General features: G+C 62.2%; 13 protein-coding genes. 12 read left to right on the top strand and 1 reads right to left on the bottom strand.

Annotation, left to right across the window (positions count from 1 at the left end):
* Positions 1–77: 77 nt before the first annotated feature.
* Positions 78–1,901, bottom strand: a complete 1,824-nt coding sequence (locus ACK8OE_RS02200; RefSeq protein WP_410271197.1) for a hypothetical protein — start codon at positions 1,899–1,901, stop codon at positions 78–80.
* Between the two features lie 232 nt (positions 1,902–2,133).
* On the opposite strand from ACK8OE_RS02200, the gene ruvC reads away from it, so the two are divergent.
* From ruvC to ftsH, 12 genes are all read left to right on the top strand, one after another.
* Positions 2,134–2,712 (top strand): crossover junction endodeoxyribonuclease RuvC, encoded by a 579-nt coding sequence (gene ruvC / locus ACK8OE_RS02195; RefSeq protein WP_290794462.1) that lies wholly within the window; start codon positions 2,134–2,136, stop codon positions 2,710–2,712.
* On the top strand, positions 2,709–3,326 hold the full coding sequence (gene ruvA, locus ACK8OE_RS02190) for a Holliday junction branch migration protein RuvA (RefSeq protein WP_290794459.1): 618 nt from the start codon (positions 2,709–2,711) through the stop codon (positions 3,324–3,326). The genes ruvC and ruvA overlap by 4 nt, the downstream gene beginning before the upstream one ends.
* Positions 3,327–3,391: 65 nt before the next feature.
* Positions 3,392–4,435, top strand: coding sequence for a Holliday junction branch migration DNA helicase RuvB (ruvB, locus tag ACK8OE_RS02185; protein ID WP_410271196.1), 1,044 nt, complete (start codon positions 3,392–3,394; stop codon positions 4,433–4,435).
* Between the two features lie 293 nt (positions 4,436–4,728).
* Positions 4,729–5,433, top strand: coding sequence for a MotA/TolQ/ExbB proton channel family protein (locus ACK8OE_RS02180; protein WP_290794454.1), 705 nt, complete (start codon positions 4,729–4,731; stop codon positions 5,431–5,433).
* A 13-nt stretch (positions 5,434–5,446) separates the two neighbouring features.
* Positions 5,447–5,929: an ExbD/TolR family protein gene (locus ACK8OE_RS02175; protein WP_410271195.1), complete on the top strand. Its 483-nt coding sequence runs from the start codon at positions 5,447–5,449 to the stop codon at positions 5,927–5,929.
* A gap of 2 nt (positions 5,930–5,931) precedes the next feature.
* Complete coding sequence (locus ACK8OE_RS02170; protein WP_410271194.1) at positions 5,932–6,738, top strand: hypothetical protein; 807 nt, start codon at positions 5,932–5,934, stop codon at positions 6,736–6,738.
* Positions 6,739–6,758: 20 nt separating this feature from the next.
* Positions 6,759–8,078 carry a Tol-Pal system beta propeller repeat protein TolB gene (gene tolB / locus ACK8OE_RS02165; protein ID WP_410271193.1) on the top strand — a complete coding sequence of 440 codons (1,320 nt, stop codon included), beginning with the start codon at positions 6,759–6,761 and terminating at the stop codon, positions 8,076–8,078.
* Between the two features lie 275 nt (positions 8,079–8,353).
* The gene (gene pal / locus ACK8OE_RS02160; RefSeq protein WP_410271192.1) at positions 8,354–8,908 is read left to right on the top strand and encodes a peptidoglycan-associated lipoprotein Pal; all 555 of its coding nucleotides are present in this window, start codon (positions 8,354–8,356) and stop codon (positions 8,906–8,908) included.
* Between the two features lie 219 nt (positions 8,909–9,127).
* A complete protein-coding gene (locus ACK8OE_RS02155) occupies positions 9,128–10,063 on the top strand; it encodes a CsgG/HfaB family protein (RefSeq protein WP_290794434.1) in 936 nt (311 codons plus the stop codon).
* Between the two features lie 175 nt (positions 10,064–10,238).
* A complete protein-coding gene (locus ACK8OE_RS02150; RefSeq protein ID WP_290794431.1) occupies positions 10,239–11,147 on the top strand; it encodes a tetratricopeptide repeat protein in 909 nt (302 codons plus the stop codon).
* Entirely contained in the window at positions 11,138–12,418 is a 1,281-nt protein-coding gene (tilS, locus tag ACK8OE_RS02145; protein WP_410271191.1) for a tRNA lysidine(34) synthetase TilS, read from the top strand. The genes ACK8OE_RS02150 and tilS overlap by 10 nt, the downstream gene beginning before the upstream one ends.
* A gap of 91 nt (positions 12,419–12,509) precedes the next feature.
* On the top strand, positions 12,510–14,411 hold the full coding sequence (gene ftsH / locus ACK8OE_RS02140; protein ID WP_410271190.1) for an ATP-dependent zinc metalloprotease FtsH: 1,902 nt from the start codon (positions 12,510–12,512) through the stop codon (positions 14,409–14,411).
* Positions 14,412–14,629: the final 218 nt, after the last annotated feature.

The raw sequence follows: 14,629 nt of genomic DNA, 5'->3' as shown, positions 1-14,629 counted from the left end.
AGTCGGCTTTGGCCGCATCGCCATACGGTGTTCAGTTATAAGATTTCAAGGTGCCTTGAAGAGACGTGCGTCTGTTTTCAGGCGCTCAGCCGTTCGGCGTCACGACGGGCGTTTTCAGCCATGGCCTTCAATCCGGCATGATCCGGCACGCGCGCCGACAGCTCGGCAAAGACGCGATGGGCGTGCTGATAAAGCGGGGCCGCCTTCGGGCCTTCGCCCATCCGTTCACGCACCTGCGCCTGTTTGGCCAGGGCGATGGCCAGAGCCGAGCGTTTTTGCAGATTGTCAGGGTCTTCGGCCGACAATTCACCCCGGATGCGGCTCAGTTCCTCCAGCGCCTGCGCCGTATGGCCGAGGTGGCCGCCCGCCTGGGTCAGTTCGGCATATTGCGTCAGCAGGTCAAGGCGGGTGTCACGGTCGGTCACCACCCCCAATGCCCGGCCGATGACCGGCAACAGCTTGTCCGTCTCATTGGCCATGCGGTAGCGGTGGATGAGATACATATGAATGTTGCCGTCGGCCGTATCCAGCGCCGACACCTGTTCATAGGCGTGCATGGCTGCCGTATCGTCGCGGCCCATATGCAGGGCCCCATAGACGCGCCACAGTTCGGCGGCCTTTTCCGGCAGGCGGGCATCGGCAAAAGCCTGCGCCTCCTGTGCCATTACCGCCGCGCCGCCACTCAGATCGCCCTGAGCGATGCGCGCAAAGGCTTCGCGGCTTTGCAGAGCGTTGTCGTGATAGAGCTGACTGAGGCGCACCTGCAGTTCGCCTTCGGCAATGTCGCGCGTGGCGTCAGGCCAGTGGGCGAGGGCTGCCGTCAGGGCGCGCGCAATCTCGGCCTGCGGATCAGTGGCGTTCACAGATGCGGCGGCGCTTTCCTTTACAGGCTCGGCGTCCGGCGCGGGCTCTATGGCCTCTAGGGCTTCGGCGGGTGTCGTTTCCAGCACCACCGAGTCGAGCAGGGGGGTGGCGTCTTCGAAGGTGTTGTTGTCGGCTAAGGCTTCTGACAAGGCCTTGTATTCGGCCGTTGAGCCGACCGGGGCCTCGTGCATCCGCTCGCTCAGCGACTCCGTTTGCGCGGCGCGTGGCGGAGCATCGGAATCAACCTCCTGCGTGCGCACGGCGTGGACTTCCTCGACGCTGGTCACCGAGGTCGGATCAGGCCTGTCGATAAAGCGCATGGCCGAATGGATAACGGCATGGATATCCGGGGCGGCCTCAGGTTCGGTGCGCGCTTCGGGGCCTTCGTGCAGCAGCGCCGCCGCGATGGGGTCACCAGAGATCGCCGGAGTCTCGTCCACGGCGGGCTCGGCGATAGTCGCCGGTTCGGTGGTCTCTGCGACCGGCTCAGGGGGAGCCACCTCTGCGGTTTCCAGCACGGGCTCCGGGCGGAACGGAATGATTTCGGCGCTGGGCAGCGGTTGCGTCGGCGTTTCGGGTTCAGGTGTGGCGCTGACGGGCGCGGGCGGCGGGGCCGCGGCGACCGGCGCCTCGAAGCGCAAAGACGCCTTGCGCGTATTGTCGGCAACCAGTTGCGCCACCGGCGCGGGCGTCTCGGAAGTCTCAGGGACGGCGACGGGCGCCGCTGTGATGGCAGGAGTGGGTGCCGGGGCGACGGTTTTGGCGGGCGCGCGCTTGACCGGGGTTTTGCGCGCCGGCGTCATCAGACTGACCACCGTGCCGACGATCCCGACCAGCAGGCCAACCAGCCCCAGGGCCAGAAGGCCCGACATGGACGGCGTGATGCGTACCCAGTTGATCCAGTCCGGAAGATAAAGCCCGGCAGACAAAGGCGCACCGCCGTTGATCAGCGCGAATGCCACCGCTGCCCCCGCGGCGATGGCAATACCGATAAACAGGCCTGCATTGGCGCGGGAATGACCCTTATGTGCCGCCATGTCCATAACCCCCATTAAGAATACACTAACAAACCTTAACCCCAAGCCGGTGTTCTTGACAATCGCTTCCTGCGTCAGTTTGAGGCAGGCAGGCGCGCCAAGGCCTGATTTGGGCTCGTTTCTCGACTGCGGGTGCAGGTTTCACGCCACGGTTTGGCGGCTCAAAGCAGTTAACCCCGGCGGCAAGAATTGCCGATTGCGCGGGGGGCGGCGAAGGGGTAATGCTGAACGAATGCAGAACAACAGGATTCGCATTATCGGTCTCGACCCCGGCCTGCGCCGTCTGGGCTGGGGCGTTCTGGACGTCGAAGGGGCGCGGCTGAACTGGGTCGCGCACGGCGTCATCCTGCCGGATGAAAAGGCCGAACTGTCGGTGCGTTTGCTCTATCTGTTCGAGGAGCTGGGCAAGGTCATCCTTCAGTATCGTCCGCAGGAAGCCGCGATTGAAGAGACCTTCGTCAATATGAACCCGGCCTCGACGCTGAAACTCGGTCATGCGCGTGCGGCCGCCATGCTGGCTCCGGCGCAGGCGGGCCTGAGCGTTGCCGAATACGCGGCGCTGGACGTCAAGAAATCCGTGGTGGGTGCCGGGCGGGCTGACAAGGATCAGATCCTGTTTATGATCAAGCGTCTGCTGCCACGTGCGGCGACGGCGGAAAACGGCCTGACGGCGGACATGGCCGATGCGCTGGCCGTGGCGGTGACCCACGCGCACAAACGCAAGCATAAGATTCTTGAGCGCACCCCGAAAAGTGTGGAGCGGTTTTCGGCAACAGGTGCGCGACCAGCTAAAAAAGGGGCGGCGGCATGATCGGACGGTTGCGCGGTATTCTGCTGGAAATCGAAGACGACGAAGCCGTGATCGAGGTCATGGGGGTGGGTTATATCGTCAAGTGCGGGGTGCGCACCCTGGCCAACCTGCCCGGCAATGGTCAGGAGACGATCCTGCATATCGAAAGCCAGACACGCGAAGACGGCACGCGGCTGTATGGCTTCCTGTCGAAGGACGAACGCAAGACGTTTCAGCAGTTGCTGACCGTGCAGGGGGTGGGGCCCAAGGCGGCGCTGTCGGTGCTCGACATACTGACGCCGCACGAACTGGCGATTGCGGTAGCCCATGAGGACAAGACGAAGGTCAACAAGGCCAACGGGGTGGGTCCCAAGCTGGCTCAGCGCATCGTTATTGAACTGAAAGGTAAGGCGCTGGCGGTCGGGGAAGCCTTTGTGCCGATGGCCCCCGGCGCGGTGCTGGCCTCGGTGAGCCCGGCGGCCAGCCTCAATGGCGAGAGCGTGGCGGCCCTGATGGGGCTGGGTATCCCGGAAGCGCAGTCGCGGCAGGCGGTCGAGGCAGCGGTGAAGGAACTGGGTCCCGAAGCCGAACTGGCGGCGGTGATCCGGGCGTCTCTGAAGTTGATTGGTAAGTAATTAAGCGCGGCCCCAAAAGTGTGAAGCGGTTTTGGGATCAAGCCGCGCGTTATTAAGGATAGCTCATGGCGCGTATCATTTCCGGCGAACCGACGGACGACGAGGTCGAGGCCTTTGCCTCGGACCGCGCCCTGCGCCCGCAGAGCTTTGATGACTTTGTGGGGCAGGCCCCGCTCAAGGCCAATCTCAAGGTCTTCGTTCAGGCCGCCGCCGCGCGCAAGGAAGCGCTCGATCATGTGCTGTTCTACGGCCCGCCGGGGCTGGGCAAGACGACGCTGGCGCAGATCGTGGCCAAGGAATTGAAGGTCGGGTTTCGCGCGACATCCGGCCCCATGCTGGCCAAGGCCGGTGATCTGGCGGCCATTCTGTCGAATCTTGAATCCAATGATGTGCTGTTTATCGACGAAATCCACCGCCTGAGCCCGCAGGTCGAGGAAATCCTCTATCCGGCCATGGAAGACTATGTGCTGGACCTGATCATTGGCGATGGGCCGGCAGCGCGCACGGTGCGAATCGATCTGGTGCCGTTTACGCTGGTGGGGGCGACGACACGGGCGGGCCTGTTGTCGCAGCCCCTGCGTGATCGCTTTGGCATCCCGCTGCGGCTGGAATTTTATACGCCCGAAGAACTGGTGCGCGTGGTGATGGGGACGGCGCGCAAGATGGGGGCGGTGATGAGTGAGGACGGCGCTTTTGAGGTCGCTTCGCGCTCGCGCGGAACGCCGCGCGTGGCCGGGCGTCTGCTGCGCCGGGTGCGCGACTTCGCCACTGCCGAAGGGGCCGAAATCATTGATAAAAAAGTCGCCGCGCGCGCTCTGGCGCGTCTGGAGGTCGATCCGTCGGGGCTCGATCAGCTCGACCGCCGCTACCTGACCGCCATGATTGAAAACTACAATGGCGGGCCGGTGGGGCTTGAAACCATCGCCGCCGCCATTGCCGAGGCACGTGACGCGGTCGAAGACATGATCGAGCCCTATCTGATGCAGCAGGGCTTTATCCAGCGGACGCCGCGCGGTCGCATGGCCTGCGCCCGGGCCTATATGCATCTGGGGCTGAACCCACCGGCCAATGGGACGATGACGCCCTCAACCGGTGATCTGTTTGAGTGAGCCTTTCGGTTTTTTCGGAATTTTATAATCCGCGCGCCACATTAATGTCGCCAAACCCGTGTCAGGATGGGAAGCGTGCGGGTAAAACGCTGCGATGCAGCAAAAAACACCCATTTTGCGCCTTTAAAAATTTGATCGCATGGTTAAGCTAGAGCGTGCTTCGAAAAAGTGGACACCGGTTTTTCGAATAAGGCACGCGAAAAGGAGTCTAAAAGCCAGTTTCGTTTCCGCAAAACGACACCGGCTTTGGACTGAATCCGGCCCCGACCTAACTATTGCCTCAGGAGTTGTTCATGGAAGCCGCCCACGCCGCCGAGTCCCTCAGCTTTATCGACCTGTTCCTGCGGGCCGACTGGGTTGTGAAGGGCGTCATGCTTCTTCTGGCGCTGGGGTCGCTGTGGTCCTGGGCCATCATCATCGAGAAGGGCTTCAAGCTGGCCAAGCTGAATAAGGAAGCCGCCGGTTTCGAAGCCGAACTGGCGGCCGGTCGCGCCCTGGAGGACATTGCTGCCAAGCACGGCACTCAGCCAACCGCGCCCTTTCCCAAGCTGCTGGTGACGGTGACTTCGGCCTGGGGCGAGTATAAGGGCAAGAGCATTTCAGCCCCGGAGGGCGAGCTTCTGTTGTCGCGCGTCGATCGCGAACTGAACCACGTCATTTCGACCGAGGCCGACGCCATGGAAGACGGCCTGAGCCTGCTGGCCGTCGTCGCCACGGCTGCGCCCTTCATCGGGCTGTTCGGCACGGTGTGGGGCATCATGAACGCCTTTTCGGCCATCGCCTCGCAGGGCGACACCAATCTGGCGACCGTCGCACCGGCCATTTCCGAGGCCCTGTTTGCCACGGCCATCGGTCTGGGCGCGGCCATCCCGGCCTATATCTTCTTCAACCTCTATAATGCCAAGGTGGCGCGCTTCGTGGGTCGCCTCGAAGGCTTTGCCGATGAGTTGATGGTGTCGGTCACCGGTCGCCTTGGCGGCAAGCTGGCCGGTCGCTGAGAGGGGCACGCACATGGCAATGGGTAATGCAGGCACAGGCGGCGGACGCCGGCGCGGCAGGCGGCGGGCGCGCCGTGGCGCTCTGGCGGAAATCAACGTCACGCCGATGGTTGATGTCATGCTAGTGCTGCTGATCATCTTCATGATCTCGGCGCCGCTTCTGACGTCAGGCATCAAGATCGAACTGCCGAAGACCGAGGCGGCGGCACTGAAGGACGAGGGCGATCCGATCACCGTCTCCATCCAGCGCGACGGCGCGCTGTACGTCATGGACGATGCGGCCACGTTTGACCAACTGACGCCGCGGCTAATGGCCATGACCGACAACGACACTTCCAAGCCTATCTATGTGCGCGCCGAAGGGGCCGCGCCCTATGAGACGGTGGCCAAGGTGATGGCGCGTCTGTCCACCTCCGGCTTCACCAAGATCAACCTTCTCACCGAAAACCTCGGCAAGACGCAAAAACCGGCGACGTCCGGGGAGGCGGCACCGTAACCATGAAGATGGGTCGCGCCCTTATCGGTTCGCTTCTCCTGCACGCGGGTGTGCTGGCGCTTGCCTTCCTCAACTGGAACACCCTGCCGGATGCCAAGCCGGTGGTGTCGGTGCCGGTGCAGATCGTGGCCGAACTGCCCGAACGCTCGATGGCCGCCGCGCCGGTCGATGAGACGGCGGTGCTGGAGCCCGTGCCTGAGCCTGCGCCCGCCGAACCCGTGCCGACGCCTGAGCCAGAACCGGTCCCTACACCGCCCGCGCCGAAACAGCCGGTGCCGGAGGTGAAGAAGGAAACCAAAAAGCCTGAGCCCAAAAAGCTGGAGCCTGTCAAACCGGCCAAGACCAAGCCAGACCCCAAGGGCACGCAGAAGCCAAAGCCTCAGACGCTTGATCTCGATTCCCTTTCTCAGGTGAAGTCCTCGCCTCCTAAGTCCAACACACGGACTCCGGCCCGCCCGACCCGCACGCCGACAGATGGCTCGTCAGCACGAGGCAGTGCCGCGGCGGATACGGGTTTGGCGCTTAATCAAGTCATTAGCCGCCTGCAGCAACTCTGGTCACCCAACTGCGACGTTCCCGGAGCAGAGCGTGTGAATCCTGAAATCACGTTCACGATCTCACCCAATGGGCGCGTCATCAAGGGCCCGGAATGGACAAACCGTCGCGCTGATCCGTTGTGGGAAGCTGCCGCAGTGCGTGCACAGGCGGCGGTTAAGAAGGGCGAACTCTTTTCCGGGTTGCCCGATGAACTTTATAATAGACCACTGGCAATCACCTTTCGTGGTGATCAGGCTTGTCGGGGGCGTTAATGATCACGTCAGGAGAGGCTATGACCTATTTCTTGAAGCGGCTTAAGCAATTTGTATTTTCGGCTTTCATCGCTATCGGTCCGCTTGTGGCTACGCATGCGGTGGCACAGACTCCGCTACGCGGCGAGGTTACGGAGGGCGTGATCGCGCCCCTGCCCATCGCCATCGACATCGAGTCGAGCGGTTCCGATCTGGGCGACAAGATCACCAAGGTGGTGATGGCTGACCTTGAGCGGTCGGGCTTCTTCAAGCCGATCGACCCCAATGCCTTTATCGAACAAAGCGTCGGCATCGATGCCACGCCGACCTTCGCCAGTTGGAAGACCATAAATGCGCAGGCGCTCGCCAATGGCGTGGCGCGTGTCGATGGGGAAGGCCGCCTTCAGGTCGATTTCCGCCTGTGGGACGTCTTTTCGGAAAAGCAGCTTCTGGGGCAATCGGTAACGGCGACGCCGGAAAACTGGCGTCGTATCGCGCACAAGATCGCCGATGCCATCTATGAAAAGCTGACCGGTGAAGAGGGCTACTTCGATACCCGCATCGTTTTCGTGGCCGAAAGCGGGGCACGCGGTAAGCGCGTCAAGCGACTGGCCATCATGGATCAGGACGGGGCCAATCCGTCCTATCTGACCGACGGCTCATATAAGGTGATGACGCCGCGCTTCTCGGCCGACTCGCAGGAAGTGGCCTATATGGTTCTGCGCGAAGATTCGGCGCGCATCTATGTTTTCAATATCGAGACGGGGCGTCAGGAGGCTGTGGGGCAGATCAAGGGCATGGTCTTCGCGCCGCGCTTTTCACCCGACGGCAGCAAGCTGGCCTATTCGGTGGCGCAGGGCGGTAATACGGATATCTATGTGATGGACCTGCGCACGCGCGCCACGCGCCGCGTAACGACCGATCCCGGCATCGACACCTCGCCCTCCTTCTCGCCCGACGGTGCGACCATCGTGTTTAACTCCGACCGGGGCGGGTCGCCGCAACTCTATGCCATGAATGCCGACGGTTCGGGTGTGCGCCGCATTTCGTTCGGTGGCGGTATCTATTCGACGCCGGTCTTTAGCCCCAAAGGTGACAAGATCGCCTTCACCAAGCAGTCGGGCGGGCGGTTCTCTATCGGCGTGATGGATGCCGGGGGCGGCAATGAAAAGCTGCTGACCTCGTCCTTCCTCGAAGAAGGCCCGACTTGGGCCCCCAATGGCCGTTACATCATGTTCTTCCGCGAACCGCCGGGCGCTCTGCCGTCGCTGTGGATGGTGGAGGCGTCGGGTCGCATTGAGCGCGCCGTGCCTTATTCGGGTGGCGCATCAGACCCGGCGTGGTCGCCCCGACTGAAATAGGGGGCATATCGCGCGATATTCCCTATCGGATACTGATTTTTACCAGCCCAAATCCTTATTTTGCCTATGAGGATTTGGGCTCACCCTGTTTTTTGAGCGCATTATGTGTGCAGTGCAACATCTTTGCCACAAGACTGTTACAGAATGTAACTAAACGTGGTGTTAGGGTTTGACAAATTCGCCATCTGGCGGAAAAGTAGCATCATTCATTTTCTCAGGAAATGGCACGCCGTTTCCATCCACTTTGCAATTGTTCCAACCAAGGGGTTTTTTCGATGACCAAGTCTGTATTCAAACTCGCTCTGCTGGCCTGCGCCACGCTTTCCGTGGCCGCCTGCGCCGGTAAGAAGCCGGAAGTCGTGACGCCCCCGCCGGCCGTTGTCGAACAGCCGGCAACACCCCCGGCCTATACGCCCCCGCCGCCCGCCGACACCAAGCCGCTGTCGCCGACCGGTCCGGTTCCGGGTTCGCAGCAAGACTTCGTCGTCAATGTCGGCGACCGCGTGTTCTTCGATCTGGATCAGTCGTCGCTGCGTGAAGACGCCAAGGCCCTGCTCGACAAGCAAGCCGCGTGGCTCGTTCGCTATCCGGCCGTGAAGGTCCGCATCGAAGGCAATGCCGACGAGCGCGGCACCCGTGAATACAACTTCGCCCTGGGCGCGCGTCGCGCCGAGTCGGTGTCGCAATACCTGACCTCGAAGGGTGTGGTGCCGTCGCGCATCTCCACCATCTCCTACGGTAAGGAAAACCCGATCGCTACGGGCGCTGACGAAGAAGCCTGGTCGCAAAACCGTAACGCCCACACCGCCATCACCGAAGGCGCGCAATAAGCGTTCAGACCAGGATGGCTGAATGAAAAGGGTCCGGTTCGCCGGGCCCTTTTTTATACCCTGAATGGGGGAGGGGGCGGGCTCAGGCTTGCCGCAACCCCTCTCGCCTGCTATCGCAGGGGAAAGTAGAGTCCGCGTCACCGCGTTGGTCGGTCTGTCCGTTGAACAGGCGACCCTCACCCGAACAGCATCCCGACATTTCATACCAGGGGGTAGGATATGCATAAATATCTCAGCGCCATCGCGTTGGCCGCTCTTGTCGTGCCGGCGACTGGCATGGCCCAGACGGCCAAACCGTCCAAGGTTCAGCAAACCCAGAACAGCATGATGGACTCGATCCCGAAGTGCACGAAGAAGCTGGGGACCATCTCCATCGTCAACGGTGACGATGAACGCGGCTGGGCGCAGAACAATCTGGCCCCGCCGCAAAAGCTGCTGCGTGTCATCGTTCAGAAGTCCGGCTGCTTTTCGCTGGTCGATCGCGGGGCAGGCATGAACGCGGCGCAGCGCGAGCGTGATCTGGCGGCGGGTATTGGCCTGCAAGGCGGCTCCAATGTCGGTCAGAACCAGATCAAGGCAGCGGATTTTGTGCTGGTGGCTGAGGTCGCCGCGGCGGATTCCAATACGGGCGGCGGCGGTGCCGCAGGCATCATTGGCGGTATGGTCGGCGGTCGCGCCGGGGCCGTCATTGGCGGCTTCCGTACGAAGAAGCTCGAAGCCAATACCATCCTGTCGCTGACGGACGTGCGCACGTCGGAATCCAATTCGTTTGAAGGCAGCGCAGCCAAGAACGACCTGACCTGGGGTGTCGGCGGCGGCGCGGGCTTTGCCGGGGCCGTTGGCGGCGGCTATGAAGATACGGAAATCGGCCGCATCGTCACTCAGGCCTTTATCGTCACCTACACAAACATGGTGCAGGAAATGGGTGGCCTTGACGTCGGCGGTAAGGCCGCCGCGCCGCAGCGCTCGTTCGTCGTCCTGACGCCGACCAGCCTACGCGCCACCCCGGCGGCGACGGGCAAGATGATCCGCGCCCTGCCCAAGGACATGCTGCTTTATCCGACCGGCAACAAGGATGGCATGTGGTGGGAAGTCATGGACGATAACGACAATGTCGGCTGGGTCCAGAACGACAAGCTGACCGCCGCGAAATAGATTAAGGAAGCCCCGCCCAGTCGGCGGGGTTTTCTCTTGGTCCTCTATGCCACATACGGCGTCTTAATTTCGCCGGAGTGGCCCGTCACGATGGAAACCGTTACAAAAATGGTTGACATCTGAGGCGCGCACGTCAGGTATTTGAACACGCGCCCCCACAGGTTTCAGGACACGCATGACCCGCCAGAGTTTAAAGGCCACCCTTTCCGCCCTGACGATCGCCGTTGCGACGGCGGCCTCACTGAGCGCGGTTGCGCCGACGCCCGCCCACGCCCAGTTGTTTTCGATTGATCAGGACGAGGCCGACGACAAATCGCCCCCGGTCGAGTGGGACAAAAAGCGTCTGGAGCGTCTGGACCGCAATGTGCGCAAGCTGGAACGCGCCATTTCGAATTATGAGGGCAAGACGGGAAAGAATGCCGGGCCGCCCGCTTTGATCGAACCGGACCCTGAGGTCGTCGCGCTTCAGGCCACGGTCGAAATCCTGTCGCGCAAGGTCGATGATCAGGCGCAGCAGATCACGCGCCTGACCGGTCAGATCGAAGAGGCCGGTTTCGCCGCGCGTCAGGCCAATGAAAAGATCGCCGGGCTCGAGGCGCGTATCGGCACGCTGATCCAGCGCCTGGATCTGGCCGAAGCCCACCTCAAAGACATCGACGCGGCGCTGGCCGGACCGCCGCCGCCCCCACCGACCACCGGGACGGCCGAAGGTGACTTCAATCAGGCCTACGACCTGCTGACCAACGGCAAGATGGACGACGCCGAGCGCGCCTTTACCGAGTTTACGACCAAGTGGGCCTCGGCACCGCAGACGCCGGAAGCCTGGTTCCGTCTGGGCCAGATCCGCACCGTCAAAGGGGACGTCTCCGGTTCCGTGGCCGCCTATGCCACCTCGCTCAAAGGCTGGCCCAAGACGAGCTGGGCCCCCGAAGCGACCGTGAAGCTGGCCACCGCCCTGGCGCAAACCGACGCGCCGAAATCGTGCGTCGCGATTGCGGAATTTAACAAGCGGTATGCCTCGGCCGCGTCGGCGGCCATCAAGTCGCAGGCCAAGGCGCTGGCGACCAAGGGCAAGTGCAGCTAATACCTCCTGATGTAAAATCGCGGCTTGCGGCGGGTCTGGAACGCTTTCCGGACATAGCCGCAAGCCGTTTGCGTTTTGCTGAGTATCTCAACGGGCCGGCGGAACGGCCCGTGGGCGTCGCGGTGTCTGGTGGTGGAGACTCTGTGGCCCTTCTCCTCCTGTTGTGGCTGTGGGGGCAGAGACCGCTGGAGGTGTTCACCGTTGATCATGGCATCAACCCCCTGAGCGCCGACTGGGTGCGCGGTGTCGAAGCGCTGGGGCACGCGTTGGGTGTGCCGGTCACCGCCCTGAGCTGGGCGGGGGGCAAGCCCCGTAACGGGCTTCAGGCAGCGGCGCGCCGGGCACGGCATTGTCTGATCCTCGAAGCGGCGCGGGCGAAAGACATCCGCGTCCTGTGTCTGGGGCACAATGCCGATGACGTGGCCGAAGCCGCCGCCATGCGCGCCGAAGGTTCGACGGTTGGCTCACCGAAACTGTGGGCACCCGCACCGTTTTGGCCGCAAGGGGAGGGTATGTTCTACTTGCGCCCCCTGCTGGGCATCGGACGGGCGCGGCTGCGGGACTGGCTGAACGCGGTGGGTGTGTCCTATGTCGATGACCCGGCCAATGCCAACCCTACCTACCTGCGCGCGCGGGTACGGCAACAGGGGGTGAGGCCTTCTTCGACCGATATGCGTAGCGCCACCCTCTCACCGGATTTGGCGGTTGCAATGAATGTGACGCTAACAGGTGCCGCCTGTTTCCATATCCCTGCCTTTCCAGCCCCTGACATGCTCTCGGCCCTGATCGTTTGTGCCGGGGGTGGGGACAAGCTGCCGCGTCAGGCGGAGCTTGCGCATATTCTCACCGCTTCTGCGGCGGGGCGCAGGCGCTTTACCCTGTGCGGGGCGCGCATCGAAGCGCACGAGGGTGGCTGGCTGATTTGCCGTGAGCCCGGCGATATGACCCGCAATGGGTCACGCCCTGAGCGCATCGGCGATATCTGGGATGGACGCTACCGCGTGCCCGCTTACGCCATCGGGGGCGAAATCGTCCCGGCAAAGGGGCATCTTAACGCTCTGCCCCCGGAAGATCGCCTGCGTTTGAAAGGTCTGCCGCCCGCCGTGCGCGCCGCCTTGCCTGTCCTGAAACACGACGAGTCGGTACACCTGTTTGCGGCAGGAGATTTGCAGGACGTGACGTACAACCGGTTGCGTGCGGCGCTTGGCCTCATCCGCAACGAAGAGGAAGCCTGTCGTCCCGTGTTTTCCTGCGGTCTGCCGGTAGCGTAGCGTTAAAGAGCCTACTATATAGGTTCAACCAACAGGCGGTTTCTGGCCGCCGTCAAGACCCGCAGCCCGCTGGCTGCTTGTGAGGAAGCTTATGAATTTTCGTGCTCTGACGATTGTCGGGATACTTCTGGCGGTTCTGATGGTCGGTTATGCCGTGGTCGGCAAGACCCCTTATCAGAATGCGCCGAAGGAAATGAGCTATTCGGTGCTCAAGGAACAGGTCAATGCGGGTCAGATCGTATCGGCCGACATCGACCGCGATCAGGCCGTGGTTACCGACACCGCCAAGCAGAAGCACAAGGTCGTCATCCCCTATCCCAATAGCGATACGGCCGACTGGCTCGATTCCAAGAACGTGAAGGTCAATATGAAGACCGTCACCCAGCCCTTCCTGGTGTCGTTGCTGTCCGGCCTGTTGCCCATCCTGCTGATCGTCGGCCTGTGGCTGTTCTTCATGCGTCAGATGCAGGGCGGCGGTCGCGGGGCTATGGGCTTTGGCAAGTCGAAGGCCCGCCTTCTGACCGAGCACAAGAACCGCGTCACCTTTGCTGATGTGGCCGGCGTCGATGAGGCCAAGGAAGAGTTGCAGGAGGTCGTCGATTTCCTGAAAGACCCGACCAAGTTCCAGAAGCTGGGCGGTAAGATTCCAAAGGGCGCGCTGCTGGTTGGCCCTCCGGGTACGGGTAAGACCATGCTGGCCCGTGCGGTGGCCGGTGAAGCGGGCGTGCCCTTCTTCTCGATTTCGGGTTCGGACTTTGTGGAAATGTTCGTCGGCGTCGGTGCCTCGCGCGTGCGTGACATGTTCGAACAGGCCAAGAAGAACGCTCCCTGCATCATCTTCATCGACGAAATTGACGCCGTGGGGCGCCATCGCGGCGCCGGTCATGGCGGCGGTAATGATGAGCGCGAACAGACCCTCAACCAGTTGCTGGTCGAGATGGACGGGTTCGAAGCTCAGGAAGGCATTATCATCATCGCGGCGACCAACCGTCCGGACGTGCTCGATTCAGCGCTTCTGCGTCCCGGCCGTTTCGACCGTCAGGTGACGGTGCCGAACCCAGACCTGACCGGTCGCGAAGCCATCCTGCGCGTTCACATGCGCAATGTGCCTTTGGCCGTCGATGTCGATGTCAAGGTGGTGGCGCGCGGCACGCCGGGCTTCTCCGGGGCCGATCTGGCCAATCTGGTCAACGAAGCGGCGCTGATGGCGGCGCGCAAGGACCGCAAGCTGGTCACCATGAAGGACTTTGAAGACGCCAAGGACAAGGTGCTGATGGGGGCCGAGCGCCGCTCCATGGCTATGTCCGAAGCGGAAAAAAAGCTGACGGCCTATCACGAAGGCGGTCACGCCATCGTGGCGCTGAAGGCCCCGGAAGCCGATCCGGTGCACAAGGCCACCATCATTCCGCGCGGTCGTGCGCTCGGTATGGTGATGCAGCTTCCCGAAGGTGATCGCTATTCGCAGAACTATGTGCAGATGACCTCGCGTCTGGCCATTCTGATGGCGGGGCGTGTCGCCGAAGAACTGATCTTCGGCAAGGAGCAGATCACGTCGGGGGCGTCTTCGGACATTCAGCAGGCGACGCGCCTGGCCAAGGCCATGGTCACGCGCTGGGGCTACTCGGACGCACTGGGCCTCGTCAACTATAAGGATGCCGAGGACGAGCACGGGGCCTTTGGTCGTGACGTGTCGGAATCGACGGCTCAGACCATTGACGGTGAAGTCAAACGTCTGGTGCAGGGCGGCTATGATGAGGCCAAACGCATCCTGACCGAAAACCTCGACAACCTGCATCGTCTGGCCCAGACCCTGCTGGACGTCGAAACCCTGAGCGGTGAAGAGATCGAAAAGGTGCTGCGCGGTGAAGAAATCGTGCGCGACGAAGATACCGGCATCCTGATCGAAAACACCACCCGCCTGGCGGTGCCCACGACGGATGACCCGGAGCCTCTGCCGGAAACCGTGGTGCCGGAGGTGAAGGAAGGCGTCTGATACCGCTTTGTCCCTTGATGATAAAAGGCCTGCGCCCTCCGGCGCAGGCCTTTTCTGGTTTTGAGGCGTGGAGGAAAAGACCCACAAAATATGCCTAACGAAAACCTGCCCGAGACGGTGTTCGTTAGCGGATCATTAAGGTTGTTGCGGTCTATTGATCCTCTCAGCCTCCTGATTTTAGGGCACTGCCGTACCGGTTCAAAGAACCGCAGGGCGCG

Source organism: Asticcacaulis sp. W401b, assembly GCF_046503825.1.
Taxonomy (GTDB): Bacteria; Pseudomonadota; Alphaproteobacteria; order Caulobacterales; family Caulobacteraceae; genus Asticcacaulis.
This window is presented reverse-complemented; position numbering and strand designations above follow the sequence as displayed.